Origin of the sequence: Variovorax sp. efr-133-TYG-130, assembly GCF_030208835.1 — a bacterium.
In the GTDB taxonomy this organism is placed as follows: Bacteria; Pseudomonadota; Gammaproteobacteria; order Burkholderiales; family Burkholderiaceae_C; genus Variovorax.
Genome location: NZ_JARVTD010000010.1, coordinates 507,029 through 533,284 on the forward strand (window position 1 = coordinate 507,029; position 26,256 = coordinate 533,284).

25 protein-coding genes and 1 tRNA gene are annotated in these 26,256 nt (G+C 67.7%); 6 read left to right on the forward strand and 20 right to left on the reverse strand.

Going from position 1 to position 26,256, the window contains the following annotated elements; all coding sequences use genetic code 11:
* Positions 1 to 6 precede the first annotated feature (6 nt).
* Positions 7 to 1,377: an MmgE/PrpD family protein gene (locus tag QRN67_RS13780; RefSeq protein ID WP_285412202.1), complete on the forward strand. Its 1,371-nt coding sequence runs from the start codon at positions 7 to 9 to the stop codon at positions 1,375 to 1,377.
* Positions 1,378 to 1,383: 6 nt separating this feature from the next.
* Here QRN67_RS13780 and QRN67_RS13785 read toward each other — a convergent pair whose 3' ends face one another.
* From QRN67_RS13785 to yaaA, 10 genes are all read right to left on the reverse strand, one after another.
* Positions 1,384 to 2,091 carry an arylmalonate decarboxylase gene (locus tag QRN67_RS13785; RefSeq protein WP_285412203.1) on the reverse strand — a complete coding sequence of 236 codons (708 nt, stop codon included), beginning with the start codon at positions 2,089 to 2,091 and terminating at the stop codon, positions 1,384 to 1,386.
* A 297-nt stretch (positions 2,092 to 2,388) separates the two neighbouring features.
* Positions 2,389 to 3,399 (reverse strand): Bug family tripartite tricarboxylate transporter substrate binding protein, encoded by a 1,011-nt coding sequence (locus QRN67_RS13790; RefSeq protein WP_285412204.1) that lies wholly within the window; start codon positions 3,397 to 3,399, stop codon positions 2,389 to 2,391.
* Between the two features lie 40 nt (positions 3,400 to 3,439).
* Positions 3,440 to 4,594 (reverse strand): mandelate racemase/muconate lactonizing enzyme family protein, encoded by a 1,155-nt coding sequence (locus tag QRN67_RS13795; protein ID WP_106935370.1) that lies wholly within the window; start codon positions 4,592 to 4,594, stop codon positions 3,440 to 3,442.
* 109 nt (positions 4,595 to 4,703) lie between these two features.
* Entirely contained in the window at positions 4,704 to 5,591 is an 888-nt protein-coding gene (locus tag QRN67_RS13800) for a LysR family transcriptional regulator (RefSeq protein ID WP_081265770.1), read from the reverse strand.
* 13 nt (positions 5,592 to 5,604) lie between these two features.
* Positions 5,605 to 6,495: a LysR family transcriptional regulator gene (locus QRN67_RS13805; RefSeq protein ID WP_285412205.1), complete on the reverse strand. Its 891-nt coding sequence runs from the start codon at positions 6,493 to 6,495 to the stop codon at positions 5,605 to 5,607.
* A gap of 85 nt (positions 6,496 to 6,580) precedes the next feature.
* Positions 6,581 to 7,486 carry an SDR family NAD(P)-dependent oxidoreductase gene (locus QRN67_RS13810; protein WP_285412206.1) on the reverse strand — a complete coding sequence of 302 codons (906 nt, stop codon included), beginning with the start codon at positions 7,484 to 7,486 and terminating at the stop codon, positions 6,581 to 6,583.
* A 118-nt stretch (positions 7,487 to 7,604) separates the two neighbouring features.
* On the reverse strand, positions 7,605 to 8,471 hold the full coding sequence (gene queF, locus QRN67_RS13815) for an NADPH-dependent 7-cyano-7-deazaguanine reductase QueF (RefSeq protein WP_285412207.1): 867 nt from the start codon (positions 8,469 to 8,471) through the stop codon (positions 7,605 to 7,607).
* Entirely contained in the window at positions 8,468 to 9,370 is a 903-nt protein-coding gene (locus tag QRN67_RS13820; protein WP_106935374.1) for an alpha/beta fold hydrolase, read from the reverse strand. Before QRN67_RS13820 ends, queF begins: the two co-directional genes overlap by 4 nt.
* Before the next feature lie 14 nt (positions 9,371 to 9,384).
* A complete protein-coding gene (locus QRN67_RS13825; protein WP_081265765.1) occupies positions 9,385 to 10,227 on the reverse strand; it encodes a 2OG-Fe(II) oxygenase in 843 nt (280 codons plus the stop codon).
* 153 nt (positions 10,228 to 10,380) lie between these two features.
* Entirely contained in the window at positions 10,381 to 11,166 is a 786-nt protein-coding gene (yaaA, locus tag QRN67_RS13830) for a peroxide stress protein YaaA (protein ID WP_106935376.1), read from the reverse strand.
* Between the two features lie 104 nt (positions 11,167 to 11,270).
* On the opposite strand from yaaA, the gene QRN67_RS13835 reads away from it, so the two are divergent.
* Both QRN67_RS13835 and galU read left to right on the forward strand, forming a co-directional pair.
* Positions 11,271 to 14,150, forward strand: coding sequence for a valine--tRNA ligase (locus QRN67_RS13835; RefSeq protein WP_285412209.1), 2,880 nt, complete (start codon positions 11,271 to 11,273; stop codon positions 14,148 to 14,150).
* Between the two features lie 117 nt (positions 14,151 to 14,267).
* Entirely contained in the window at positions 14,268 to 15,158 is an 891-nt protein-coding gene (gene galU, locus QRN67_RS13840; RefSeq protein WP_285412210.1) for a UTP--glucose-1-phosphate uridylyltransferase GalU, read from the forward strand.
* Positions 15,159 to 15,215: 57 nt separating this feature from the next.
* On the opposite strand, the gene QRN67_RS13845 is transcribed toward galU, so the two are convergent.
* From QRN67_RS13845 to cysM, 3 genes are all read right to left on the reverse strand, one after another.
* A complete protein-coding gene (locus tag QRN67_RS13845) occupies positions 15,216 to 15,443 on the reverse strand; it encodes a sulfurtransferase TusA family protein (protein ID WP_106937528.1) in 228 nt (75 codons plus the stop codon).
* Positions 15,433 to 16,017, reverse strand: coding sequence for an NUDIX domain-containing protein (locus QRN67_RS13850; RefSeq protein ID WP_081265761.1), 585 nt, complete (start codon positions 16,015 to 16,017; stop codon positions 15,433 to 15,435). The genes QRN67_RS13845 and QRN67_RS13850 overlap by 11 nt, the downstream gene beginning before the upstream one ends.
* Before the next feature lie 63 nt (positions 16,018 to 16,080).
* A complete protein-coding gene (gene cysM / locus QRN67_RS13855; protein ID WP_081265760.1) occupies positions 16,081 to 16,983 on the reverse strand; it encodes a cysteine synthase CysM in 903 nt (300 codons plus the stop codon).
* A gap of 42 nt (positions 16,984 to 17,025) precedes the next feature.
* Here cysM and QRN67_RS13860 point away from each other — a divergent pair.
* Positions 17,026 to 17,110: transfer RNA gene (locus QRN67_RS13860), tRNA-Leu, on the forward strand.
* A gap of 122 nt (positions 17,111 to 17,232) precedes the next feature.
* Here the strand turns inward: QRN67_RS13860 and QRN67_RS13865 are convergent.
* Entirely contained in the window at positions 17,233 to 18,174 is a 942-nt protein-coding gene (locus QRN67_RS13865) for an SDR family oxidoreductase (RefSeq protein ID WP_285412211.1), read from the reverse strand.
* 76 nt (positions 18,175 to 18,250) lie between these two features.
* Between QRN67_RS13865 and QRN67_RS13870 the strand changes: the two genes are divergently transcribed.
* Positions 18,251 to 19,315, forward strand: coding sequence for a CDP-6-deoxy-delta-3,4-glucoseen reductase (locus QRN67_RS13870; protein WP_081265752.1), 1,065 nt, complete (start codon positions 18,251 to 18,253; stop codon positions 19,313 to 19,315).
* A 16-nt stretch (positions 19,316 to 19,331) separates the two neighbouring features.
* Positions 19,332 to 20,309 (forward strand): Bug family tripartite tricarboxylate transporter substrate binding protein, encoded by a 978-nt coding sequence (locus tag QRN67_RS13875; protein ID WP_285412212.1) that lies wholly within the window; start codon positions 19,332 to 19,334, stop codon positions 20,307 to 20,309.
* Positions 20,310 to 20,333: 24 nt separating this feature from the next.
* On the opposite strand, the gene QRN67_RS13880 is transcribed toward QRN67_RS13875, so the two are convergent.
* The 6 genes from QRN67_RS13880 to lolA all read right to left on the reverse strand — a co-directional run bounded on the left by QRN67_RS13880 (position 20,334) and on the right by lolA (position 26,248).
* The gene (locus QRN67_RS13880) at positions 20,334 to 21,098 is read right to left on the reverse strand and encodes an ABC transporter ATP-binding protein (protein WP_081265852.1); all 765 of its coding nucleotides are present in this window, start codon (positions 21,096 to 21,098) and stop codon (positions 20,334 to 20,336) included.
* 16 nt (positions 21,099 to 21,114) lie between these two features.
* Positions 21,115 to 21,894, reverse strand: a complete 780-nt coding sequence (locus QRN67_RS13885) for an ABC transporter ATP-binding protein (protein ID WP_081265853.1) — start codon at positions 21,892 to 21,894, stop codon at positions 21,115 to 21,117.
* A gap of 20 nt (positions 21,895 to 21,914) precedes the next feature.
* Entirely contained in the window at positions 21,915 to 23,123 is a 1,209-nt protein-coding gene (locus QRN67_RS13890) for a branched-chain amino acid ABC transporter permease (protein ID WP_106935458.1), read from the reverse strand.
* A gap of 10 nt (positions 23,124 to 23,133) precedes the next feature.
* Complete coding sequence (locus QRN67_RS13895; RefSeq protein ID WP_081265749.1) at positions 23,134 to 24,063, reverse strand: branched-chain amino acid ABC transporter permease; 930 nt, start codon at positions 24,061 to 24,063, stop codon at positions 23,134 to 23,136.
* 240 nt (positions 24,064 to 24,303) lie between these two features.
* Positions 24,304 to 25,596 (reverse strand): replication-associated recombination protein A, encoded by a 1,293-nt coding sequence (locus tag QRN67_RS13900; RefSeq protein ID WP_081265748.1) that lies wholly within the window; start codon positions 25,594 to 25,596, stop codon positions 24,304 to 24,306.
* Positions 25,597 to 25,615: 19 nt separating this feature from the next.
* Positions 25,616 to 26,248 (reverse strand): outer membrane lipoprotein periplasmic chaperone LolA, encoded by a 633-nt coding sequence (lolA, locus tag QRN67_RS13905; RefSeq protein ID WP_285412213.1) that lies wholly within the window; start codon positions 26,246 to 26,248, stop codon positions 25,616 to 25,618.
* Between the last annotated feature and the right edge of the window lie 8 nt (positions 26,249 to 26,256).

The following is a 26,256-nucleotide window of genomic DNA, read 5'->3' on the forward strand; positions in this document are numbered from 1 at the left end:
CCATTCATGACATCCGCCGTTGCCGACCATCCGAGCAAGGTGCTCGCGACTTTCGCGGCCGAACTGCAGTTCGCCGACATTCCCGCCCCCGTGCTGCGCCGCACCGAGGACCTGATGCTCGACTGGCTGGGCTCGGTGCTGGCGGCCCGCACGGCGCGGCCCGTGCGCAGCATCGAGCGCTTCGCCCGGATGATGGGCCCCGCGGAAGGCCCCAGCGAAATACTGACTTCGCGCCAGACCAGCTCGCCGCTGTTCGCCGCGCTGGTGAATGCGGCGGCCTCGCACTTCGTGGAGCAGGACGACGTGCACAACGGCTCGGTGTTCCATCCGGCCGCCGTCGTCATCGCGCCCGCGCTCGCGGTGGCGCAGAGCATCGGTGCGAGCGGCGCGCAGTTGCTCACGGCCGTGGTCGCAGGGTATGAAGTCGGCATCCGCGTCGGCGAATTCCTCGGCCGCTCGCACTACAAGACCTTCCACACGACGGCGACCGCGGGCACGCTCGCGGCGGCTGCTGCAGTGGGCCGCCTGCTGGAACTCACGCCGCAGCAGATGCTGCACGCCTTCGGCTCGGCCGGCACGCAATCCGCCGGCGTGTGGGAGTTCCTGCGCGACGCGGCCGATTCCAAGCAGTTGCACTGCGCGCACGCGGCGGCCAGCGGGCTGATGTCGGCCTACCTCGCGCAGGACGGCTTCACCGGCGCGGCGAAGATCCTCGAAGGCGCGCAAGGCCTGGGCGTCGGCATGTCGAGGGACGCCGACCCGGCCAGGCTCACCGACGGCCTCGGCACGCGCTGGACGCTGGCCGAAACCTCGTTCAAATACCACGCCTCCTGCCGCCACACCCACCCCGCCGCCGATGCGCTGCTGCAGGTAATGCAGCAGAACAACCTGAAGCCCGCCGACGTGTCGCGCGTGACCACACACGTGCACCAAGGCGCCATCGACGTGCTGGGCCGCGTCGAGGTGCCGGCCACGGTGCACCAGGGCAAGTTCTCGATGGGCACCGTGCTGGGCCTGATCGCCGTGCACGGCCGCGCAGGCCTGGGCGAGTTCGACCGCGACTTCCTCGCGCCCGAGGTCTCGGCATTCCGCGAGAAGGTGACGATGGAGCTCGACGAAGAGGTCGACACCGCCTACCCGGCGCGCTGGATCGGCAAGGTCAGCGTCCACACCGCCGACGGCCGCAGGCTGCAGGGCCGCGTGGACGAACCCAAGGGCGACCCCGGCAACAGCCTGGACCGCGCGGAGATCGAGGACAAGATGCAGCGCCTGGTGCACTACGGCGAAGGCGCCACCGCCGACGAGGCGAAGGCGCTGTGCGAGCAGGTCTGGAAGCTGGCCGATACGCCGCGCGTGGGGCGCTGGCTGATCGGCTGAAGCGGCTCAGGCGAAAAGTCGCCCCTGGCCGGGCACGCGCGGGTCGAGCCCCGCGGTACCGACGAGGTCCCAGAAGCCGGCGGGCGAACTCGACACCACGGGCACCCGCAGCCGGGCTTCGACTTCACGCACGGCATCGAGCGTGACCAGCCCGCCGCACGAGATGAGGATGCCGTCGGCGCCGGGCTGGGCTTCGAACACCTTCAGGCACAAATCGACCAGCACCCGGGTCGGCACTTCGCCCACGGCCTTCACGTCGGAGATGGAAAGGCCTTCGAGCGCGAGAGGCTCGAAGTCGCTCTGCTCCAGGTACTTGCGCAGGTGCTGGTTGACTTCATCGATGTACGCCGTGGCCACCGCCACGCGCCGCACGCCGAGGTGACGCAGCGCACCGACGATGGCGTTGCTCATGGTGGTGCAGGGCAATCCGGTGGCGCGCGTCATCTCCGCTTCGAGCTCCCGGTTGAAGGCCGCGCCGCGAAAGAAGCTCAGCGAGGTGCCCATGAGCGAGACCGCGCTCACGCCCTCTTCCTTGAGCGCGACGGCTTTCTCGACCACCGAGTCGATGACATCCAGATAACCGCGCGTGGAAATCTCTCCAAGGCCCAGGCCTTTGGCACTGAAGCGGATGCGCTCGCCGTAGAGCAGCGGGCCATCCACCGGCACTGCGCCGGCTGCAGGGGGGACTATCAGGCCGAGGTGGGGTGTTGTCATTTCAGTGTTTCGTGTTTTGTTTGTGGGTCTTTCGGGGCGTGTGCACAGGCCACCGGGTACTCCCCTCCGCGAATGTCCCCCGGCCTGCGGCCTCCTCCTTTATTTCGCTGCGGGCAGCACCCGGTGTCCTGTGCACAAGGCACGCCGCTGGTTAGCCGCCGATCAGCCAGTGCTCTGAGCGCTCACGCTGGCGGGGTACCTTGCGCAGCGAAATAAAGGAGGAGGGGCGAAGCCCCGGGGGACATTCGCGGAGCAAGGTACCCCGCCGGCGTGAGCGAGCCCCGAACAAAAAAAACCTCAGTTCCCCTCAGCCACGATGCGCTGGTCAGAAATGATCTTCTTCCACCGCGAAGTCTCCGCAGCCATGTCCTTCCCAAGCTGCGATGGCGTTGAATAGGCACGCAGCGTGCCCTGCGCCGCGGCAGCAGCACCGGCCTCCGGCGTGTCGAGCACCGACTTCACCGCAGCCGACAGCTGCTCGACCACTTCGTTCGGCGTGCCAGCCGGCGCCAGCACGAAGATGCGCGGCGCCACGTCGAAGCCCGGCAACGCATCGGCCAGCGGCGGCACGCTCTCCGCGCCTTCGAGCTTCGCCGTGTTCATCAGCGCCACCGCGCGCAGCTTGCCCGCCTTGGCCTGCGCCATGCCCGCAGTCGCGCTCACCACGCCAAGGGGAATCTGCCCGCCGATCACGTCCGGCACGATCTGCGCGGCACCGCGGTACGGCACATGCACCACCGAGCTGCCGGTGGATTGCTTGAGCATCTCGAAGCCCAGGTGCTGCACCGTGCCGACGCCCGACGTGGCATACGAATAGCGCGAGGCATTGGCCTTGAGCTCCTTCACCAGCTCCGCGGGCGTCTTCGCGGGGAAGTCGTTGTTGGCGACGATCATCAGCGGCGAGATGAACGCGCCCGCCACCGGCTTGAAGCTGGTGAGCGGATCGATGCCGATCTTCGGCTGCAGCAGCTTGGCGATGAGCAAGGCGCTGTCGCCCATCATCAGCGTGTACCCGTCGGGCGGCGCCTTGGCGACGAACTCGGCCGCGATGAGCCCCGTGGCGCCGGTGCGGTTCTCCACCAGCACCTGCTGGCCCAGCACGGCCGACAGGCGCACGCCGAGCAGGCGGGCCACCGCATCCACGCCGCCGCCGGCCGAATAGCCAACCACGAGGCGGATCGGCTTGTCGGGGTATTTCTGGGCGCGGGCCACGGGCGCCGCAAGGGCAAAGGCACCCGCAAGGCCCAGGGCCGCCATCGCGCGCAGTGCATGGCGGCGCTTGGGTCGAATCGCTTGTCTGGCTTTCATCTTGTCTCCGTTGTCTTGGTCGGAATCGCCGGCCGGCTGCTCAGGCCTTGCCCTTGCCGTGCGAGGTCGGCAGCTTCGCCAGCTCGCGCACGCGGTCGGCATTGGGAGCGAAGCCCAGGCCCGGCGTCTCGGGCAGCGTGAGCCAGCCCTGGTCGGGCACCGGCAGGCCGTCGAAGATCTGCTTGAGCATCTGCACCGCCACGTAGTGGTACTCGACCAGCCCGCCGTTCGACACGCCCGCATGCAGGTGCATGTTGTGGAAGGGCCAGGCGCCGCCGTTGTCGATGGGCACGTTGAAGGCCTGCGCCATGCCCGCGATCTTCAGCACCTGCGAGTAGCCGCCGGAGATGGTCACGTTGGGCTGCAGCACGTCGGCGGCCTGGTTCACCAGCAGGTCGCGGAAGCGGAAGGCCAGGCCCTCGTTCTGGCCGCAGGCCAGCGGAATGCGGGTGCGCGCGCGCAGCTGGGCCATCTGGCGCACGTCGTTCTGCGTGAGCGGCTCCTCGAAGAAGCTGATGCCGTAGGGCTCGATGCGGTGCGCCAGTTCGGTGGCGTGGAACAGGTCGAGGCCGCAGTTGGCGTCGACGTACAGCTTCACGTCGGGGCCCACGGCCTCGCGCACCGCCGCCACGCGGCGCACGTCCTCGGCAATGACTTCGTCGAGCGGGCGCGGCTCGTCGCGGCGTGCGAGCGCGTGGTTGCCGACGGTCATCTTCAAACGCTGGAAGCCCTGCGACACCCACAGCCTGGCGGCGGCGGCGAGCTGGTCGCGCTCGAAGAAGCCGAAGCCGAAGGTGGCGTACACCGGCACCCTGGCGCGCGCGCCGCCCAGCAGGCGCCACAGCGGCTGGCCGAGCGCCCTGGCCTTGATGTCCCACAGCGCGATGTCCAGCGCGGCGATGGTATGGCTGGCATAGCCGGTCTGGCCGCGCGGCGAGAGCAGCCAGTAGAGCTTCTCCCACAGGCGCTCGGTGGCCATCGGGTCTTCGCCGATCAGCGCGGGGCCGGCCACTTCGCGCACGGCGGCGGCGATGATTTCTTCCTCGGTGATGGCGGTCATGCCGTGGCCGACGAGGCCGGTGTCGGTCTCGATCTCCGTAAGGCACAGCGACAGCGAGGTCTGCTTGTTCAGGCCGACCACGTCGATGGTCACGGGAATGTTCAGCGGCGTGGCGCTGACGCGAACGATCTTCAAGGGTGTCTCCTTTGGTTTGCGCGATCTTTGCGCGCGGGCCACGGGAGAACAATTCGTTTTTGGCGAGCGCGAGGCTTCGCGCGGCGCGAAGGCTGGCGCGCCCTCGCGTTCAGTCCGGCCGGCCGAGGTGCTCGAGCACGGAGCGCGCGGCCACGGTCAGGTCCTGCTGCCTGCGCACGCACAGCAGGTGGCGGCGCAGCGCCCAGGGCGCGTCGAGCTTCAGGCAGCGCAGCCGCAGTATCTGCAGCTGCGGCAGGATGGCCGCATAAGGCAGCACGCCGATGCCCACGCCCTGCTCCACCATGCGGCACACCATGTCGAAACTGCCCACCTGCATGCGCACCTTCAGCGGCACCTGCGCCTCCAGCGCGGCGGCCAGCAGCACCCGGTGCAGCGCGGTGCCTTCGCGCACCACGATATGGTCGTAGCGCAGAACCTCTTCCACGCCGATGCGCTTGCGCCGCGCGAGCGGGTGGTCGCGCGCGATCACCACGGCCAGTTCGTCGTTTCGGTACGGCAGGCATTCGAGGCCCTCGGCGGGCGTGTGGCTCTCGATCACGCCGATGTCGGCCAGGCCCGCCTGCACGGCCTTGACCACCTCGGTGCTGGCGCGCTCCTGCAGGTCGATCTTCAGCACCGGGTGCAGCCGCAGGAAGGAGCCGATCTGCGCCGGCAGGAACTGCGCGATGGTCGACGCGTTGGCCGTGATGCTGACCACGCCCGCCACGCCGTTCTGGAAATCGTCGAACTCGGCGCCGAGGCGGTCCATGGCCGAGAGCACGGCGCGCGCATGCAGCAGCAGGCCATGCCCCGCCGAAGTGAGCGTGACGCCGCGCGCATGGCGCACCAGCAGCGGCAGCCTGGCGCGGGCCTCGAGGTCGGAGATGCGCTTGCTGGCGGCCGCAAGCGCGATGTGGCAGCGCTTGGCGCCTTCGCTGATGCTGCCGTGGTCGGCCACGGTCACGAACAGGCGCAGCGACTTCAGGTCGGCGGACATGGCGTGCGCGCCCTCAGTGCGAAACAAGGTGGTCGAACAGCTCGCGCGCGGAGGCCGGCAGCTGCTCGCGGTTGCGCGCGATCAGCTTCAGCTCGCGCTCGGCCCAGGCATCGCTGAGCGCCACGGTCGAGATGCGCATCGCCATCGACAGGCGCTGCGCCGACGACGCCGGCAGCACGCCCACCCCCACGCCCGCTTCGATCATCAGGCAGATGGCCTCGAAGCTGCTCACCTGGATGCGCGGGTTGAAGCCCCGGCCCGCGAGCTCGGCGCGGCGCTGCAGGAAGCGGTGGATGGCGCTGCCGTGGTGCAGGCCCACGTGCTGCTCGTCGAGCGTGTCGGCGAAGGCCACGGAGGGCGCGCCCGCCAGGTGATGCGTGGTGGGCACGACCAGCACGAGCTGGTTGCTGCCGAAGGGGCGCGCGTCGAAGTCGCCGGTGTGCACGTCGCCCGCGAGGATGCCGATGTCGGCCTCGCCGTCGGCCACCGCGCGCACGATCTCCTCGCTCAGGTATTCGCGCAGGTCCACCTGCACGGCCGGGTGCTGCGTGAGGAAGCCGGCCAGCTTCTGCGGCAGGTATTCGGTGATCGACGTGGTGTTGGCGAACACCCGCACATGGCCCTTGATGCCCTTGCCGAAGTCCTGCATGTCGCAGCGCAAGTGCTCCATCTGCTGCATCACGCGCTTGGCGTGGTACAGCACCGCCTGCCCCGCGGCAGTGAGCGTCACGCCCTGCGCGCTGCGGTGCAGCAGCTTGCCGCCCACCGCCTCTTCCATCTGCTTGATGCGGGTGGAAGCCGCGGCCAGCGAGATGCAGGCTTTTTCCGCACCGCGCGTGAGGCTGTGCGCGTCCGCCACGTAGACGAACAGTTTCAGGTCGAACAGGTCGAAGTGCAGGTTCACCGGGCGCGGGCACGAAGGAGGAAGGGAACGCGCATTGTCCGGCGAATGAAGCCGAAGCCGCGCCCGGACTGCTGCGGGTTTGTCCTCAGACCGGGTCCCAGCTGAACACGTCGGCCGAACGGTCCAGCGGGAAGAAGCTGGCGCGCATCGCGGGCATGGCGTGCTCGGCGATGCTCTGCGGCGTCCAGCCCTCGGAGCGGTGGATGGAGCGCACCGGGCGCGGCTGGCTGATGAGCGAGATCTCGTTGTTGCGCACCGAGAAGATCTGCCCGTTGACCGCGCCGGCTGCGTCGCTCGCTAGGTACACCGCGAGCGGCGCGACCTTGGCGGGCGTCATCTGCTTGATCTTGTCGACGCGTGCGCGCTGCTCGTCGGTGTCGGTGGGAATGGCGCCGATCATGCGGCTCCAGGCAAAGGGCGCGATGCAGTTGGAGCGCACATTGAATTTCTGCATGTCCAGCGCGATCGACTTCGACAGCGCGACGATGCCGAGCTTGGCCGCCGAGTAGTTGGCCTGCCCGAAGTTGCCGATGAGGCCCGAGGTCGAGGTCATGTGCACCAGCGCGCCCGAGTTCTGCTCCTTGAAGTGCGTGGCGGCGGCGCGGCTCACGTAATACGAGCCGTAAAGATGCACCTTGAGCACCGAGTCCCACTCGTCTACCGCCATCTTGTGGAAGAAGCGGTCGCGCAGGATGCCCGCGTTGTTGACCACCGCGTCGATGCGGCCAAAATTGTCGAGCGCGCATTGCACGATGCGCGCGGCGCTGGCGGCATCGGCCACGTTGTCGGTGTTGGGCACGGCCTGCCCGCCGGCCGCGCGGATCTCGTCGGCCACCTGCTGCGCGGGGCCGGCGCTGCCGCCTTCGCCGTCGAGCGCCGCGCCGATGTCGTTGACCACCACCTTCGCGCCATGCGCCGCCATCGCCAGCGCGATGTCGCGCCCGATGCCGCCGCCCGCGCCGGTGACGACGACCACTTTTCCTTCAACCATGCTTGTCTGTGCTCCGGATGTTCGCCCGCGCGATCGGCGGGCGAATCCAGAATGCCACAGGAGCGGCGGGCGCGGGTTTCGGGTTTCCGAAGAGGGGCTTCGGCAAAGCCCCGGCGGTCTACTGCCGCGCGGTACGGATGTTCGCCGGCAGCGCCTGCGGCCAGCTCGTGCGGAACGGGTTGATGTCCAGCCCGCCGCGCCGCGTGTAGCGCGCATACACCGCGAGCTTGGTCGGCTTGCAGCGGCTCCAGATGTCCGTGAACATGCGCTCGGCGCAGGGCTCGTGGAATTCGTTGTGGTTGCGAAAGCTCACGATGTACGCGAGCAGCCCGGCCTGGTCGATGGGCGGGCCGCTGTAGCGGATCTGCACGCTGCCCCAGTCGGGCTGGCCGGTGACGAGGCAGTTGCTCTTGAGCAGGCGGCTGGTGAGGGTTTCGTTCACGTGCACCTGCGTGGTGTCGCTGCTCAGCAGATCTGGGGCGGGCTGGTAGCGGGTGCATTCGATGTCGAGCCGGTCGAGGTCGAGGCCGTCGATCTCGTGCACCGGTTCGCGGTCGAACAGCTCGGGCGTGAGCAGTTTCACGCCGATGCCGCCCGACTGGTCGCTGCCGCGCCAGGCGGCCTCGGCGAGGTCGGTGCGCAGGTGCTCGCGCACGGCGTCGATGCTGGCGAAGGTGCTGTTGTTGAAGCTGTTCAGGTAGAGCTTGAAGCTCTTGCTTTCGATGATGTTGGGCGTCTCGCACGGGATGGTGAAGTGCGCGATGGCCAGCTGCGGCTTGCCGCGCGCATTGAGCCAGCTCACCTCGAACGCGGTCCACAGGTCGGCGCCGAAGAAGGGCAAGGCGCCGGACTTGATGCCCATGGCCTCGCGCTGCGTGGCGCGCGCGATGGGAAACAGCAGCGAGGGGTCGTAGCGGTCCGCGTAGGCCGAGGCGCGGCCCAGTTGCGATTGCTCGGGGGTGTTGGGGTTGTGGTCTGTGCTCATGGCTTTGGATCTCGGGCTTCGGCCGCGTGCGCGAACGGTGCAATGTGGTTGGCGAGGATGGCGCACACCTCGGGCGGCAGGTCGTGGCCCATGCCGGGTACGGAAACGAAACGCGAACCCGGAATGCGCCGGGCGGTGTCTTCGCCGCAGGCCATGGGCACGAGCGCGTCGGCGTCGCCGTGCAGCACCAGCGCCGGGCACTGGATGCGTGGCAGCACCTGGGGGCGCTCGTCGTCCGCGCCAATGGCGAGCATCTGCCGCATCAGGCCGGCCGGGTGGTAGGAACGCCGCATGCTGAAGGTCAGGCGCTCGGCCAGCTCCTGGTCGGTCTGCGGGTAGGCGGGGCTCTGGATCAGCCGCAGCAGCCTGATGCTGTGCGCCACCAGTTCGGCCTCGCTCTTGCCCAGGGGCCGGCGCATGAGCATGGCCGTTACCTCGCGGCGCGGCCCTGGCAGGCCGCGCGCGCCGCTGGAGCTCATGATGCTCACGAGGCTGGTGCTGCGCCGCGGCGCGAAGGCGGCGATGCGCTGGGCGATCATGCCGCCCATCGAGGCGCCGACGATGTGCGCCCGGGCGATGCCCAGCGCGTCGAGCACGCCGAGCGAATCGAGCGCCATGTCCTGCAGCGTGTAGGCCGAGCGCACCTTGAGGCCGAGCCGGTGGCGAATGGTCTGCCACACCACGTTGCCGGTGCCCGCGTGGTCGAAGCCCTGGCTCAGGCCGATGTCGCGGTTGTCGTGGCGCACCACGCGAAAGCCCGCGTCCACCAGCCGCTGCACGAAGCCGTTCGGCCATGCCACCAGCTGCATGCCCAGGCCCATGATGAGCAGGATGACGGGGCGCCCTTCGCCTCCGGTGTCGTCGACTTCGATCTGCAGCCCGTTGGCGGTGACTTTCATCGGTTCCTTTTTGCCTACTTGAACTCGCGCTCGCGCAGCCACTTGGTGGCGACCCACTTCTCGCCCGCCAGCACCGGCGCGCCGCCGTGCAGGGTGCGGGTGACGGGGTCGGGCCGGTCGTAGCTGAAGAACACGCCGGTGCCGCGCACCGGCGCCACCTCGAGGCCCACGTCGGGGAAGGTGGTGGCGCCGCCGCCCTCGGGCTCCTGCAGGTACATGACGAGCGTGGCCACGCGCTGGCCGCCTCGCTTGAGGATGGTGGGCGTGCCGGGCTCGCCGGGGTCGAAGTAGTCGTAGTGCGGGCGGTACTGCGCGCCGGGGGCGTAGCGCAGTATTTGCAGGCCCTCGCCGAACTCGAGCGGCCAGCGCAGCAGCATGGCGATGCGCTGCTCCAGGCGCGCGACGATCTCGTTCTCGCCGCGCTCGAAGAACATGCCGTCGCTGGTGCGGTCGACGTTGAGCACCTCGCCGCCGGTGCGCGTTTCCACGGTGAGCGAGCGCGCCAGCCGCACCCGCGCGGCGGCGATCAGGCCCTCGCATTCCTCGCCCGACAGCAGGTTGCCGAACACCACCACGCGCGGATGGCGCATGGTCTGCAGCACCTGCACGCGGCGGTCGCCGGCATCGAGGTACAGCGGCGCGCCGTCGAGGTCGGGGCCGGGCATTTCGGTGCGCACGGGCGGCAGCGCCACCTCGACGTTGGGAAAACCGGCTTCGAGCTGGGCCAGCGCCGTATCGGCGGCGGCGTCATGCCAGCCGGCCGCGCGCATGGACGCGCGCAGCGCCGGCACCGAGTGCCCGGCCGCGAGCTGGGCCACCAGCCATTCGCGCAGTTCCGGACTGATCGCTTGCGACATCTCAGTAAACCTCCAAGTTGCGCCAAGACTCAAGACGCATGAAACCACCGCTGCTCGCGCCAGGAACACCGCGGAACCGGCTTTGCCGGGCCGCCGGTGTTGCCCCCTGGAAGGGGGTTGGCGAAGCGACACGAAGTGCGCGAAGACTGGGGGTCATCCCAGCCTTCTCCTGAACACCAGCCTTTCGGCTGTCGACACTTGAGCGTCGAAACCATAACCCTCGAGGTCGAACTTTTCCAGTGCCTTGGGCGTCGCCGCCTTGTGCTGCGCCGCCCATCGGGCCAGCAGGCCGCGGGCGCGCTTGGCGAAGAAGCTGACGATCTTGTACTTGTCGCCCTTCCACTCCTCGAACACGCATTCGACCACACGGGCCTTGAGCACCTTCCTGTCGACCGACTTGAAGTACTCCTGCGAGGCCACGTTGACGACCACCGGCGTGCGGTCGGCCGCGAGCCGCTCGTTCAGGTGCTCGGCGATGCGCGAGCCCCAGAAGGCGTAGAGGTCCTTGCCGTGGCGGTTGGCCAGCGCGGTGCCCATCTCGAGGCGGTAGGGCTGCAGCAGGTCGAGCGGGCGCAGCAGGCCGTAGAGGCCGCTGAGAATGCAGACGTGGTCCTGCGCCCAGTCGAGCTGCGCCCGGGTGAGCGTGCGGGCGTCCAGGCCGCCGTAGACGTCGCCGTCGAAGGCGAAGGCGGCCTGGCGGGCGTTCCTGGGCGTGCTCTTGCTCGACCAGGCCTCGTAGCGGGCCACGTTCAGCGCCGAGAGCTTGTCCGACAGGTGCATCAGCTCGGAGATCTGCTGCGGCGACTTCTCGCGCAGCAGCTTGATGAGTTCGACCGAGGGGCCGCGCGGGGACTCGAAATGGGGTTGGGTGGCGGGGATTTCGGCGGGTACCGGGGTGTCGTAGTCGAGCGACTTCGCGGGGGAGAGCAGGAACAGCATCCCGGAATTATGAGTGGCCGAAGTGACCGGAGGCAGCGCCGGTAAAATCACCGGCAATCCCACCTCGTTACGACGGCACCCGAGGGTGCCGTTTTGCATTCCCCATGAGCGAACCCACCACCTCCCCCGCCCAACCCGGCCTCGACAGCCTGTCGAAATCGTTCGAACCCGCCGCCATCGAGGCGCACTGGGGCCCGGAATGGGAAAAGCGCGGCTACGCCAAGGCGGGCTACCGCGGCACGCAGCAGCCCAGGGAAGGCGCCGAGTCGTTCGCGATCCAGCTGCCGCCGCCCAACGTGACCGGCACGCTGCACATGGGCCATGCGTTCAACCAGACGATCATGGACAGCCTCACGCGCTACCACCGCATGAAGGGCGCCAACACGCTGTGGGTGCCGGGCACCGACCATGCCGGCATCGCGACGCAGATCGTGGTGGAGCGCCAGCTGCAGGAGCAGAAGATCAGCCGCCACGAACTCGGCCGCAAGAACTTCGTGGCGCGCGTGTGGGAGTGGAAGGAAAAGTCGGGCAACACCATCACGCAGCAGATGCGCCGCATGGGCGACACGGTCGACTGGAGCCGCGAGTACTTCACGATGGACGACGACCTGTCGAAGGTCGTGATGCACACCTTCGTGAAGCTGTACGAAGAAGGCCTCATCTACCGCGGCAAGCGCCTGGGCAACTGGGACCCGGTGCTCAAGACATCGGTGAGCGACCTCGAGGTCGAGAGCGAGGAGGAAGACGGCTTCCTCTGGCACCTGTCGTACCCGCTGGAAGACGGCAGCGGCGCGCTGACCGTGGCCACCACCCGGCCCGAGACCATGCTCGGCGACACGGCCGTGATGGTCCACCCCGAGGACGAGCGCTACAAGCATCTCATCGGCCAGCGCGTGAAGCTGCCGCTGGTGGGCCGGCTGATTCCGATCATCGCCGACGACTACGTGGACAAGGAATTCGGCACCGGCGTGGTCAAGGTCACGCCGGCACATGACTACAACGACTACGCCGTCGGCCAGCGCCACAAGCTCGAGATGATCGGCGTGCTGACGCTGGACGCGACCATCAACGACAACGCGCCCGAAAAATACCGCGGCATGGACCGCTTCGTGGCGCGCAAGGCCGTGGTGGCCGACCTCGACGCGCTGGGCCTGCTGGTCGAGGTGAAGAAGCACAAGCTGATGGTGCCGCGCTGCGCGCGCTCGGGCGCCATCGTCGAGCCGATGCTCACCGACCAGTGGTACGTGGCCATGACGCGCCCCGGCGCCGACGGCCAGTCGATAGCGCAGAAGGCCATCGACGTGGTGAAGTCGGGCGAAGTGCGCTTCGTGCCCGAGAACTGGGTCAACACCTACAACCACTGGATGGAGAACATCCAGGACTGGACCATCTCGCGCCAGCTCTGGTGGGGCCACCAGATTCCCGCCTGGTACGACGAGGAAGGCAACGTGTACGTGGCCGAGGACGAAGCCGCCGCGCAGGCCAAGGCGCCCGGCAGGAAGCTGACGCGCGACGAGGACGTGCTGGACACCTGGTACTCGTCGGCGCTGGTGCCCTTCTCTTCGCTGGGCTGGCCCGGAAAGACCAGGGAGCTGGAGCTGTACCTGCCCTCCACCGTGCTGGTGACGGGCTACGACATCATCTTCTTCTGGGTCGCCCGGATGATCATGATGACCAAGCACTTCACCGGCAAGGTGCCGTTCAAGGACGTCTACATCCACGGCCTGGTGCGCGACGCGCAGGGCAAGAAGATGAGCAAGTCCGAGGGCAACGTGCTCGACCCGGTCGACCTGATCGACGGCATCGCGCTGCCGCAGCTGCTGGACAAGCGCAGCCAGGGCCTGCGCAAGCCCGAGACCGCGCCCACGGTGCGCAAGAACACGCAGAAGGAGTTCCCGGAGGGCATTCCGGCCTTCGGCGCCGATGCGCTGCGCTTCACCTTCGCGTCGCTGGCCTCGCTGGGCCGCAGCATCAACTTCGACTCGAAGCGCTGCGAGGGCTATCGCAACTTCTGCAACAAACTGTGGAACGCCACGCGCTTCGTGCTGATGAACTGCGAAGGCCAGGACTGCGGCCTGCTGGAGCACACGAAGGAAGACTGCAAGGTCGGCGGCCCGGCCCACGGCTACCTGAAGTTCAGCCGCGCCGACTACTGGATCGTGTCGCAGCTGCAGCGCGTCGAGGCCGAAGTGACCAAGGGCTTCGAGGAATACCGCCTCGACAACGTGGCCAACACGATCTACCAGTTCGCCTGGGACGAGTTCTGCGACTGGTACCTCGAAATCGCCAAGGTGCAGATCCAGACCGGCGACGACGCGCAGAAGCGCGCCACCCGCCGCACGCTCATCCGCGTGCTCGAAACGCTGCTGCGCCTGGCGCACCCGGTGATTCCGTTCATCACGGAAGAGCTGTGGCAGAAGGTGTCGAAGGTTGCGGGGCGCGAGGGCGAGTCGATCATGGTGGCGGCGTATCCGCAGAGCCAGCCGGAGAAGATCGACGAGGCGGCCGAAGCTTACGTGGCGCGGCTGAAGAGCCTGGTCGACGCATGCCGCACGCTGCGCGGCGAGATGAACGTGTCGCCCGCGATGCGCCTGCCGCTGTACGCCGTGGCCGACGACGCCGAGGGCGCTGCCTTCCTGCGCGAAGCGGCGCCCGTGCTGCAGGCGCTGGCCAAGCTCAAGGAAGTGAAGGTCTTCGACGACGAGGCCTCCTGGCAGGCGGCCGCGGAAGCGGCGCCGGTGGCGGTGGTGGGCGCCGCGCGCCTGTGCCTGCACATGGAAATCGACAAGGCGGCCGAGAAGCTGCGCATCGGCAAGGAGATCGCTCGCATCGAGGGCGAGATCGCCAAGGTGCACGGCAAGCTCGGCAACGAGGCCTTCGTGGCCAAGGCCCCGCCCGCCGTGATCGAGCAGGAGCGCAAGCGGCTGGCCGATTTCACCGCCACGCTGGAGCGCCTGCGCGACCAGCTTGTGCGCCTCGGCTGACAGACGGACAAAATACCGGGCGTTTAGGATGCTGGTTCGGCACTTGCTTGCCGCTCCTGCGACCACTCCCGGGACCTCCCCCTTTCTTTCTTCCAACGAACCGACGCCGAACTGCCCATGTCCACACCATCGACACGTATCCGCAAGGCTGTATTTCCCGTTGCGGGCTTTGGCACCCGCTTTCTGCCCGCCACCAAGGCACAGCCGAAGGAAATGCTGCCGGTGGTCGACAAGCCGCTGATCCAGTACGCCGTCGAAGAGGCCTACGCCGCGGGCATCCGCGACATGATCTTCGTGACCGGCCGCAACAAGCGCGCCATCGAGGACCACTACGACACCGCCTACGAGCTCGAAAGCCAGCTCGAGGCCAGCGGCAAGACCGCCCTGCTGAACATCGCCCGCTCGGTCATGCCCGACGACATGGCCTGCTCCTACGTGCGCCAGCCGCGCATGCTGGGCCTGGGCCATGCCGTGCTGTGCGCCGAGCACCTGGTGGGCAACGAGCCCTTCGCCGTGCTGCTGGCGGACGACCTGATGGTCGGACCCAAGGGCGGCGAACCCGTGCTGGCGCAAATGACCGCGGCCTTCGCCCGCCTCGGCGGCTCGCTGCTGGCGGTGCAGGAAGTGCCGCTGGAACACGTCAAGCGCTACGGCATCGTGGCCGGCGACGCGATCGAGGAAGGCCTGGTGAAGGTCAGCCACATGGTCGAGAAGCCGAAGCCCGAAGACGCGCCCTCGCGCCTGGGCGTGGCCGGCCGCTACATCCTGACGCCGGGCGTGTTCGCCGAGATCCGCAACCAGCCCAAGGGCGCGGGCGGCGAGATCCAGCTGACCGACGGCATCGCGGCGCTGATGAAGAAGGAATCGGTGTACGCGTACTCGTACAAGGGCATCCGCTACGACTGCGGCAGCAAGGAAGGCTTCCTGCAGGCATCGGTGGAACTGGCGCTGGCCCACCCTGAAGTGGGCGCGGAGTTCCGCGAATACCTCAAGAGCCTGAAGCTGTAACAGCGCTCGTCGCGCGTGTGCAAAGGGCCGCTTTCGCGGCCCTTTTCTTTTGCTTCCTCAGCGGCGCTTGAGCACGTGGATGAAGTCGGTGCCCACGGTTTCCTGCTCCATCAGCTCGTTGCCGGTCTGGCGCGCGAAGGCCTGGAAGTCGCGGATCGACCCGGGGTCGGTCGACACCACCTTCAGCAGCTGCCCGCTCGTCATCTCGTTGAGCGATTTCTTCGCCTTGAGGATGGGCAGCGGGCAGTTCAGCCCGCGCGTGTCGAGCTCGCGGTCAGCTTGCACTTCCACGCTCCTCGGGTTCCGGCGGCAGGTTCAGGCCGCGGCGGCGCTCTTCGTTTTCCGCGGCGGTGAAGAACACGGGCTCATGGCCGCGCGTGCGCAGCCAGTCGGCCAGCGCATAGCCTGTGCCGGCCGGCCAGCACTTCAGGTCGGGCAGGTCGTAGAGGCGGTAGTCGACCAGTTCGGGCGAGAGCTTCACCTCACCATCGGCCACCACGTGGTAGGCGATGATGACCTGGTTCATGCGCTGGAAGTCGTACGCGCCGACGATCTTGAGGGCGCTGACGTCGAGGTTGGTCTCTTCCTTGACCTCGCGCGCAACTCCTTCCTCGGGCGTCTCGCCGGCCTCCATGAAGCCGGTGATCAGCGCGAACATCTTGCCCGGCCACGCCGCATTGCGCGCAAGCAGCACCTGGCCGCGGTACTCGACGATGGCCGCGAGCACGGGCGTGGGGTTGTTCCAGTGCGTGTGGCCGCAGTTGGAGCAGCGCAGGCGCTCCTTGGGACCGCCGTCTTCCATCAGCGCGATCCACTCGAGCGGCGTGGCACAGACCTGGCAAAACTTGGGATGGGGCATGGGGTCTCTTTTCTTTTTATGGCGCCGCCTCGGGCAAGGCGGACGCGGGTTGGCTGAGGACGATCAGGCCGGGAACACGCCGGTGGAGAGATAGCGGTCGCCGCGGTCGCAGACCACGAACACGATGGTCGCGTTCTCGACCGTCTTCGACACCTCGAGCGCGGCCCAGAGCGCGCCGGCAGCCGAGATGCCGCCGAAGATGCCCTCTTCGCGCGCAAGGCGGCGGCACATTTCTTCGGCGTCGTCCTGGCTCACGCTGATTTCCTGGTCGACCCGGCTCGGATCGAAGATCTTCGGCATGTATTCGGCCGGCCATTTGCGGATGCCCGGAATGCGCGAGCCTTCGGCCGGTTGCGCGCCGACGATGCGGATGGCGGGGTTCTTCTCTTTCAGGAAGCGCGAAACGCCGGTGATGGTGCCCGTGGTGCCCATCGCGCTCACGAAGTGGGTGACCTTGCCCTTGGTGTCGGCCCAGATTTCGGGGCCCGTGGTCTCGTAGTGGATGCGCGGGTTATCGGGGTTGGCGAACTGGTCGAGCACCCGGCCCTTGCCCTGCGCGACCATCTGCTCGGCGAGATCGCGCGCGTATTCCATGCCGCCGCTCTTGGGCGTGAGGACCAGTTCGGCGCCGAAAGCCTTCATGGTCTGGGCACGCTCGACGGAGAGGTCCTCCGGCATGATCAGCACCATTCGGTAACCCTTGATGGCCGCGGCCATGGCCAGCGCGATGCCTGTGTTGCCGGAGGTGGCTTCGATCAGCGTGTCGCCGGGCTTGATTTCACCGCGCTCCTCGGCGCGCTTGATCATCGAGAGGGCCGGCCGGTCTTTCACCGAGCCTGCCGGATTGTTGCCTTCCAGCTTGCCGAGAATCACGTTGCCACGCTTGGCGTTTTCTGCGGCATGGATGCGTTGCAGGGCGACCAGGGGGGTCTTGCCGATGGCATCTTCGATCGTCGGATAATTCATGGCAGCCACTGTGCCATAATTTTGGGCTTCGTTCAGAACCCTGCCCGGGTGGTGAAATTGGTAGACGCAGGGGACTCAAAATCCCCCACCGAAAGGTGTGCCGGTTCGATTCCGGCCCCGGGCACCACACTTTGGCTCGCCCCCAGGCTGCGCGGCACTTCGTGTCCGCTTCGCCTTCCCCCTACCGGGGGCAACACCTGAGGCCCGGCCAAGCCGGTTCCTCGGTGTTCCTGGAATGGGCCTCTCCCACTACGACTGCCCGTTGGCCTCCATCAGGCCCGTATGCACCGTCGGGTGCGCCAGCCGCACCCGCAGTTCGCGCTTGAGCCGCGTGTTGTCCAGCCGGCGCGATTCCCCCATGAAGCTCAGCAACTGCAGCGGCAACTGCCGCTCGGCCTCGCCGCGGGCCACGCGCGGAGGGCGGGGCATGCCGTACAGGTCGGCGGCCAGGTCCATGTAGTCGCCCATCTTCAGTTCGGTGTCGTCCGACGCATGCACGATGCGCTGCGGCTTGCCGCGGAACAGCGCGGCCTCGCAGGCTCGCGCCAGGTCGTCGGCGTGGATATGGTTGGTGTAGACGTCGTCCTCGTGCCGCAGCACGGGGGTGCCGCGCTGCAGGCGGGCGCGCGGCGTGCCGTTCTCGCGGTCCGGCGCATAGATGCCGGGAATCCGCAGGATGCTGGCACGGATGCCGGCACTGCGGCCCAGCCAGCGCACGGCGCGTTCGGCGTCCACGCGGCGATGCGAGCGGGGCGTGTCCGGCCGCACGCCGCGGGTTTCGTTCACGCGAGCGCCGCCGCAGTCGCCGTAGACGCCGCTGGTCGAGCCGTAGACGAAGGTCGAAGGCACCGAGCGCAGCCGCAGCGCGCGGGCCAGCGCGGTGGTGCGCTGGTCGCGCCACCAGGCGGCGCCCCCGTCGCGGGCCGGCGGCGCCAGGTGCAGCACCCGGGTCGCGATGCCCGCCAGCCTGCGCAGGGTGGCCGCGTCGTCCAGGTTGCCCACCAGCGGGCGCACGCCGGCTGCCCGCAGGGCGGCCACCCGGTCCCTGGAGGAAGTGAGCGCCACCAGTTGCATGCGGCCCGAAAGATCGCGCGCGACACGCTGGCCGACGTCGCCGCAGCCCACGATGAGAAGGCGCTCGCGCCGGAAACGCGCCGGCAGAGCGCCGGAGGGGCTATTGATTGAAGGCAAAATCCTGTTCCTGTCCCAATTCAGTTGCTCCCGCGCTGTCTGCAGCGCCCAGGAGATTACCCCCCGAAGAATACCGATGACTGCTACCGCGCCGCATGAGGCAGGCTTTTCCATCACCGTCGAGCCCAGCGGGCGCCATTTCGTGGCGCAGGGCGATGAAACCATCCTCGCGGCCGGCATCCGGCAAGGCATCGGCCTGCCCTACGGCTGCAAGGACGGCGCCTGCGGCTCCTGCAAATGCAAGAAGCTCTCGGGCGAGGTCACGCTCGGCCCCCACCAGAGCAAGGCGCTGAGCGCCGAAGAACAGCTGGCCGGCTTCGTGCTGACCTGCTGCGCCCACGCCACCAGCGACGTGGTGCTCGAGTCGCGCCAGGTCACGGAAGCCGGCGCGCTGCCGATCCGCAAGATGCCCGTGCGGGTGATGGGGCTCACGCGCCAGTCGCACGACGTGATTCTCTTGCGCCTGCAGCTGCCGGCGGGCGAGCCGCTGCAGTTCTACGCGGGCCAGTACGTCGAATTCATCCTGCGCGACGGCGCCCGCCGCAGCTATTCGATGGCCAACGCGCCGCACACCGTCGGCGTGCCCGGCACGGGCATCGAGCTGCACCTGCGTCACCTGCCGGGCGGCAAGTTCACCGACCACGTGTTCGGCACGATGAAGGAAAAGGAAATCCTGCGCATCGAAGGCCCCTTCGGCAGCTTCTTCCTGCGTGAGGACTCCGACAAGCCGATCATCCTGCTGGCCTCGGGCACCGGCTTCGCGCCCATCAAGGCGCTGCTGGAACACATGCAGTTCAAGGGCATCACGCGGCCCGTGTCGCTCTACTGGGGCGGCCGCCGCCCCGAAGACCTGTACATGGACGCCTGGGTGCGCGAGCAGATGCCCAACATGCCCCAGCTGCGCTACGTGCCCGTCGTCTCCAACGCGACGCCGCAGGACAACTGGACCGGCCGCACCGGCTTCGTCCACCAGGCCGTGCTGGAAGACTTCGCCGACCTGTCGGGCCACCAGGTCTATGCCTGCGGCGCGCCCATCGTGGTGGATTCGGCCAAGCGCGACTACGTGGCGCTGGCCGGGCTGCCGGAAGAAGAGTTCTTTGCAGACGCGTTCACCACCGAGGCCGACAAGGCCGTTCCCTGAAGACAACACAAGAAACATGAAGACGAGACACTTCCTTCTCACCCTCCTTGCAAGTGCCACCGCCCTGATGGGCACCGGCACGGCCAGCGCGCAGCAGCAGCGCCCCATACGCCTCGTCGTGCCCTACGCGGCCGGCGGCCCGATCGACAACACCGCGCGCATCCTGGCCGAACGCGTCAAGGACACGCTGGGCCCGGTCATCATCGACAACAAGCCCGGTGCGGGCGGCAACATCGGCGCGGACATCGTGGCGAAGGCACCGCCGGACGGCCTGACCATCGGCATCGCGGCCACCGCCACGAACGCGGTGAATCCGTGGCTCTACAACAAGATCCCGTTCAACGCCGCGACCGACTTCGCGCCCATCACCCAGATGGTCCGCGTGCCCAACGTGCTGGTGATGAACGCCGACACCGCGAAGCGCCTGAACATCAACAGCGTGGCCGACCTCATCCGCTACGCCAAGGCCAACCCCGCCAAGCTCAACTACGGCAGCGGCGGCAACGGCAGCGCGGGGCACCTGGCGGGCGAGCTGTTCAAGAAGGAAGCGGGCATCTTCGCGGTGCACATTCCGTACAACGGCGGCAGCCCGGCGCAGCTGGCGCTGATCTCGGGTCAGGTCGACTTCAACTTCGACAACCTCGCCACCGCCGCGCCGAACATCCGCTCGGGCAAGCTGAAGGCGATTGCGGTGACGACGCTGCAGCGCAGCAGCTCGCTGCCCGAGGTACCGCCCATCGCCGACACGCTCAAGGGCTTTTCCATCGACACGTGGTGGGGCCTGGTGGCACCGGCGGGCACGCCGCACGACGTGGTCGTGAAGCTGAATCAGGCGTTCGTGGCCGCGCTGAATGCGCCGGAAACGAAGACGCGCTTCGCCGGCCTGCTGGCGGAGCCGGTGGCCAGCTCGCCGGAACAGTTCGGTGCGTTCATGAAGAGCGAACTGGCGAAGTACGAAGCCGTGGTCAAGGCGACTGGCGCCAAGGTCGACTGAAGGCGCCCCCTCGGGGGCCCTTGTTCATTCGCCCAGGTACGCGGCCCGCACGCGCGGGTCGCTCAGCAGGGCCTTGGCCTCGCCGCTCATGGTGATCAGGCCCGACTCCATCACGTAGCCGCGGTCGGCCAGCTGCAGCGCGCGGTTGGCGTTCTGCTCCACCAGCAGGATCGTGACGCCCTGCGAGGCCACGGTCTGCACCACCTCGAAGATCTTGTCGCACATGATCGGCGACAGGCCCATGGTCGGTTCGTCCAGCAGCAGAACCTTGGGGCGCGCCATCAGCGCGCGGCCCATGGCCAGCATCTGCTGCTCGCCGCCCGACATGGTGCCGGCCAGCTGGTCCTTGCGCTCGCGCAGGCGCGGGAAGGTGACGAACACGCGCTCCATGTCGCTGGCGATCTCGGCCTTGTCCTTGCGGATGTAGGCGCCGATCTGCAGGTTCTCGGTGATGGTCATGCGCGTGAACACGCCACGGCCTTCCGGCACCATCACCAGGCCCTCGGACACCAGGTCCCAGGCGCCGCGGCCCTTGATGCTGCGGCCCAGGAACTCGATGTTGCCGGCCCCGGCCGGCAGCGTGCCGGTGATCGCCTTCATGGTGGTGGTCTTGCCGGCACCGTTGGAGCCGATCAGCGAGACCAGCTCGCCCTCGCGCACCTCGAAGTCCACGCCCTTGACGGCCTGGATGCCGCCGTAGCCCACCTTCAGGCCGCCGACCTTCAGCAGCGTCTTGCCGGCCGCCTTGGCCTGCGCGGCGCTGGCCAGGGTGTCTTGTTCGCTCGTCATCGTTGCTGTCGTCATTTCAGTGGCCTCCGGTGCCGAGGTAGGCCTCGATCACCTTCTCGTTCTTCTGCACGTCGTAGGGCGTTCCCTCGGCGATCTGCTTGCCGTAGTCCAGCACGGTGACGCGGTCGCACAGGCCCATGATGAGCTTGACGTCGTGTTCGATGATGAGGATGGTGCGGTTGTCGCGGCGGATGCGGTCGATCAGCTCGCGCAGCGCCACCTTCTCGGTGGAGTTCATGCCCGCGGCCGGCTCGTCCAGCGCGATGAGCTGCGGATCGGTGGCCAGGGCGCGCGCGATTTCCAGGCGGCGCTGGTCGCCGTAGCTCAGCGTGCGCGCCTTGTAGTCGGCGAACTTGCCGATGCCCACGTAGTCGAGCAGCTCCTGCGCGCGCTTGGCGATGGCGGCCTCCTCGGCCTTGAAGCTGCCCGTGCGCAGCATGGCGCCGAACACGCCCGAATGGGTACGGATGTGGCGCCCGACCATCACGTTCTCCAGCGCCGTCATTTCGGCGAAGAGACGGATGTTCTGGAAGGTGCGCGCAATGCCGGCCTTGGCCACTTCGTGCACGGCCGTCGGCTGGTAGGGCTTGCCGGCCAGCTCGAAGGTGCCGCTGTCGGGCGTGTACAGGCCGGTGATCACGTTGAAGAACGTGGTCTTGCCCGCGCCGTTGGGGCCGATCAGCCCGTAGACCTGGCCGCGCTTGATGGTGATGCCCACGTCCGAGAGCGCCTGCAAGCCGCCGAAGCGCTTGGAGATGCCGCGTACGTCGAGGATGGTGTCCGTAGTCGTCGTCATGTTGATTTCTCCTTCGGCGTTCACGGATTGATCGACATGGGACGCGAGGCCGCACCCGGCAGCTCGTCGGCGGGCGTATCGATGCCCGGCGCATGGGTCTGCAGCGAGCCCGGGGCCACGGCCGCATGGGTCGGGTCGACGGGGGCGCCGCCCTTCTTCGTCAGGGACTTGCCATGCTCCGGCGACGGCCACAGGCCGCGCGGGCGCACCAACATGATGACGATCATGGCCAGGGCGATGAACAGCTGGCGCAGGATGGATGCGTCGAGGCGGCCGTCGGTGGCCGCCTGCAGCGGGCCGGCCACGTAGCGCAGCACTTCGGGCAACGCCGCCAGCAGCACCGCGCCCAGGATGACGCCGGGAAGATGCCCGATGCCGCCGAGCACCACCATCGCCACGATCATCACCGACTCCATCAGGCTGAAGGACTCGGGCGATACGAAGCCCTGGAAGGCCGCGAACATCGCGCCCGACACGCCGCCGAAGCTCGCGCCCATGCCGAAGGCCAGCAGCTTCATGTTGCGGGTATTGATGCCCATGGCCTTGGCGGCGATCTCGTCTTCGCGGATGGCCATCCAGGCGCGGCCGATGCGCGAAGTCTGCAGGCGGTGCGAGATGATCACGGTCGCGACCACGAGCGCCAGGAACAGGTAGTAGTACAGCGACACCGAGGAGATCGTGAAGCCGTCGAACTTCCATGCCTTGCCGAGGTCGAGGCCCCAGAACTTGATGGAGTCGATGGCCGTGATGCCCTTGGGCCCGTTGGTGATGTTGACGGGCTGGTCCAGGTTGTTCAGGAACACGCGGATGATTTCGCCGAAGCCCAGCGTGACGATGGCGAGGTAGTCGCCGCGCAGCTTGAGCGTGGGCGCGCCCAGCAGCACGCCGAGCACGGCGGCCACCACCAGCGCCAGCGGAATCACGATCAGCAGCGAGGTGTGCATGCCGTTCGGGAACATCTGCGCGAACCACGGGAAGGTCTCGGTCAGGTGAGACGAGCCCATGAGCGCGAAGAGATAGGCGCCCACCGCAAAGAAGGCCACGTAGCCCAGGTCGAGCAGGCCGGCGTAGCCGACCACGATGTTCAGGCCCAGTGCCAGCAGCACGTAGAGCAGGGCGATGTCGGCGATGCGCACCCATGCGTTGCCCTGCATCTGCAGCAGCAGCGGCAGAGCGAGCACGGCGATGGCGCCGATGACGTAGAGCGCGAGGTTCTTGCTGTTCTTCATGGCTCGCTCCTTACGCACGGTCCGCCACGCGTTCGCCGAGCAGGCCCGACGGACGCAGGGTGAGCATGACGATCAGCACGATGAACGCGAAGATGTCGCTGTAGTTGCTGCCCAGCACGCCACCGGTGATGGTGCCGATGTAGCCCGAGCCGATGGCCTCGATGAGCCCCAGCAGGATGCCGCCGACCACCGCGCCCGCGAGGTTGCCGATGCCGCCGAACACCGCCGCGGTGAAGGCCTTGAGGCCGGGCAGGAAGCCCATCGCGTGCTGCGCGATGCCGTAGTTCGACGCGTACATCACGCCTGCGATGGCCGCGAGCACGGCGCCGATGATGAAGGTGGCCGAGATGACCATGTCGGGGCGGATGCCCATGAGGGCGGCCACGCGCGGGTTCTCCGCGGTGGCGCGCATCGCGCGGCCGAGCTTGGTGTAGTTGACCAGCCACATGAGCACCACGAGCGAGAACGCCGTGACGCTGAGGATCATCACCTGCGTGGGCGAGATCACCGCGCCGCCCACGTGGATGGGGTCGGTCGGCAGCAGGTTGGGATAGGCCTTGTTGGTCGGCTTCCAGATGATCATCGCCAGCGTCTGCAGCAGGATCGACATGCCGATGGCGGTGATCAGCGGCGCGAGCTTGGGGCTGTTGCGCAGCGGCCGGTAGGCCACTTTCTCGATCACGAAATTGAGGGTTGCCGCGACGATGCAGGCAATGATCAGGGCAATGAGCAGAACCAGCCAGCCCGGTGTGTTGGGCATGCCGTCCTTCATGAGGCCGATGATGGTCCAGCTCGTCAGAGCCCCCACCATTAATACTTCTCCGTGCGCAAAGTTGATCAGATTGATGATGCCGTACACCATGGTGTAGCCCAAGGCTATCAAGGCATACATGCTGCCGAGAACCAGACCGTTGATGATCTGCTGCAGCAAAATGTCCATATCGCGTTCCCTATGTGTTGCACCGTTGCGGGGTGCCATTCACCCACCGGGGCACCGGTTTGGCGCCCCCAGCTTGATAAGCAAAAAACCAGCCAACATGTGTCGCCGGCGGATTTGTGGGCGGGATTGTAGTCACGCGCCAGCGCTGATTTGGTGCGTGTTGACCGGGGTTTACCCGCTCACCTCATGCTGTATGCGCGTGAGTTCATGCACGGCTTGCGTGCATGTTGCAAGACCGTATCAGTCGTTGCCTTCAGCGTTCAGGCGACGCAGTTCCCGGAGCTTCTCGCCGATGCGGATCTCGAGTCCGCGGTCGACCGGCTCGTAGAAGACCTGGCCTTCCAGGCCGTCGGGAAGGTAGCGCTCGCCGGCGGCGAAACCGCCCTCCTCGTCGTGCGCATAGCGGTAACCCTTGCCGTAGTCGAGCTCTTTCATGAGCTTGGTGGGTGCATTGCGCAGGTGCATGGGCACCGGGCGCGTGCTGTCCTTCTTCACGAGGGCGCGCACTGCGTTGTAGGCCTTGTAGACCGCGTTCGACTTGGGCGCGATCGCGAGGTAGACCACGCACTCGGCCAGCGCCAGTTCGCCTTCGGGGGTACCCAGCCGTTCGTAGACCTCGGCCGCGTCGAGCGCGAGGCGCAGCGCGCGCGGGTCGGCCAGGCCGATGTCCTCGCTCGCCATGCGCACCAGCCGGCGTGCCATGTAGCGTGGGTCGGCGCCGCCGTCGAGCATGCGCACGAACCAGTAGAGGGCGGCATCGGGGTCGCTGCCGCGCACGGACTTGTGCAGCGCGCTGATGGTGTCGTAGAACTGCTCGCCGCCCTTGTCGTAGCGCCGCATGCGTTCGCCGAGCACACGCAGCAGCCATTCGTCGGAGATGTTCGAGAGCTTCTCGGCACGCGCTGCTACGGCCAGTGTCTCGAGGGTGTTGAGCAGCCGGCGCGCATCGCCGTCGGCATAGGCCACGAGGCGGTCGACCGCTGCAGCGTCTATGGCGGGCACGGCCTGGATGTCCTGTGCGCGCGCCACGATCTGCTTGAGATCGCCTTCGTCGAGCGACTGCAGCACGTACACCGCGGCACGCGAAAGCAGCGCGGAGTTGACCTCGAACGACGGGTTCTCGGTGGTCGCGCCGATGAAAGTGAAAAGGCCCGATTCCACGTGCGGCAGGAAGGCGTCCTGCTGGCTCTTGTTGAAGCGGTGCACTTCGTCGACGAAGACGATGGTGCGCTGCTGAGTGAGCCCGTCGCGCGCGGCGGTGGCAAGGTCCACGGCCTCGCGGATGTCCTTCACGCCGCCGAGCACCGCGCTGATGCTGAGGAACTGCGCGTCGAAGGCATCGGCCATGAGCCGCGCGATGGTCGTCTTGCCGGTGCCGGGCGGCCCCCAGAGGATGCACGAGTGCGGCTGGCCCGACTCGAACGCGATGCGCAGCGACATGCCCGGCCCCAGCAGATGCTGCTGGCCGATCACTTCGCCGAGCGTGCGCGGACGCAGGCGCTCGGCGAGAGGTTGATGCGCGCTGGTGGCCAAACCCGTGGTGCGTCCTGGCTTACTGCTTGACGACGTCGGCGCCAGCGGGTGCCTTGAAGTCGAACACACCGGCCGGCAGCGACGGATTCACTTCGACCTTGTTGAACTTGAGCACCGAACGCTGGCCGAAGCTGTCGAGAATCTCGAGCGCCGCGAGCGCGTCGCCCTGGAAGCCCACCTGCACGCTCTGCAGCTGGCCGTCCTTGTTCTTAGGCGTGGCCTTGACCCATTGCAGGCCATCGCGGTCGGGCGTGGCCTCGAGCGTGAAGTCGGCCTGCAGCGCCTTCAGGTCGGGCGCGGCGGCAATCAGCGCGGCGGGCGTGGAGCCCAATGCCTGAGCCTGTGCGCGCTGCGTGACCTGGTTCAGGTCGGCGTCGTAGAGCCACAGCGTCTTGCCGTCGGCCACGATGCTTTGCGCGAAGGGCTTCTGGTAATCGAACTTGAATTTGCCGGGGCGCTGGAATTCGAAGGTGCCGGTCGAAGTCTTGGTGCGGCCCGGCTGGCCTTCGCGCGACGGCGCGGTCACGGTCTGGGTGAAGTCGGCACGGCCGGACTTGACCGTCTTCACGAAGGTTTCGAGGCTCTCGAGCCCTCCCGCCCACGCGTTGGCGGAACACACGAGGCCGATCAATAGCCAATGACGCAATTTCAATTTGAATT

Excerpts from the sequence above, each read along its gene's own strand:
- QRN67_RS13780 (WP_285412202.1), top strand. The coding sequence starts at position 7 with ATGACATCCGCCGTTGCCGACCATCCGAGCAAGGTGCTCGCGACTTTC.
- QRN67_RS13785 (WP_285412203.1), bottom strand. The coding sequence starts at position 2,091 with ATGACAACACCCCACCTCGGCCTGATAGTCCCCCCTGCAGCCGGCGCA.
- QRN67_RS13790 (WP_285412204.1), bottom strand. The coding sequence starts at position 3,399 with ATGAAAGCCAGACAAGCGATTCGACCCAAGCGCCGCCATGCACTGCGC.
- QRN67_RS13800 (WP_081265770.1), bottom strand. The coding sequence starts at position 5,591 with ATGTCCGCCGACCTGAAGTCGCTGCGCCTGTTCGTGACCGTGGCCGAC.
- QRN67_RS13810 (WP_285412206.1), bottom strand. The coding sequence starts at position 7,486 with ATGGTTGAAGGAAAAGTGGTCGTCGTCACCGGCGCGGGCGGCGGCATC.
- queF (WP_285412207.1), bottom strand. The coding sequence starts at position 8,471 with ATGAGCACAGACCACAACCCCAACACCCCCGAGCAATCGCAACTGGGC.
- QRN67_RS13820 (WP_106935374.1), bottom strand. The coding sequence starts at position 9,370 with ATGAAAGTCACCGCCAACGGGCTGCAGATCGAAGTCGACGACACCGGA.
- QRN67_RS13825 (WP_081265765.1), bottom strand. The coding sequence starts at position 10,227 with ATGTCGCAAGCGATCAGTCCGGAACTGCGCGAATGGCTGGTGGCCCAG.
- yaaA (WP_106935376.1), bottom strand. The coding sequence starts at position 11,166 with ATGCTGTTCCTGCTCTCCCCCGCGAAGTCGCTCGACTACGACACCCCG.
- QRN67_RS13835 (WP_285412209.1), top strand. The coding sequence starts at position 11,271 with ATGAGCGAACCCACCACCTCCCCCGCCCAACCCGGCCTCGACAGCCTG.
- galU (WP_285412210.1), top strand. The coding sequence starts at position 14,268 with ATGTCCACACCATCGACACGTATCCGCAAGGCTGTATTTCCCGTTGCG.
- QRN67_RS13850 (WP_081265761.1), bottom strand. The coding sequence starts at position 16,017 with ATGCCCCATCCCAAGTTTTGCCAGGTCTGTGCCACGCCGCTCGAGTGG.
- cysM (WP_081265760.1), bottom strand. The coding sequence starts at position 16,983 with ATGAATTATCCGACGATCGAAGATGCCATCGGCAAGACCCCCCTGGTC.
- QRN67_RS13870 (WP_081265752.1), top strand. The coding sequence starts at position 18,251 with ATGACTGCTACCGCGCCGCATGAGGCAGGCTTTTCCATCACCGTCGAG.
- QRN67_RS13875 (WP_285412212.1), top strand. The coding sequence starts at position 19,332 with ATGAAGACGAGACACTTCCTTCTCACCCTCCTTGCAAGTGCCACCGCC.
- QRN67_RS13880 (WP_081265852.1), bottom strand. The coding sequence starts at position 21,098 with ATGACGAGCGAACAAGACACCCTGGCCAGCGCCGCGCAGGCCAAGGCG.
- QRN67_RS13885 (WP_081265853.1), bottom strand. The coding sequence starts at position 21,894 with ATGACGACGACTACGGACACCATCCTCGACGTACGCGGCATCTCCAAG.
- QRN67_RS13890 (WP_106935458.1), bottom strand. The coding sequence starts at position 23,123 with ATGAAGAACAGCAAGAACCTCGCGCTCTACGTCATCGGCGCCATCGCC.
- QRN67_RS13895 (WP_081265749.1), bottom strand. The coding sequence starts at position 24,063 with ATGGACATTTTGCTGCAGCAGATCATCAACGGTCTGGTTCTCGGCAGC.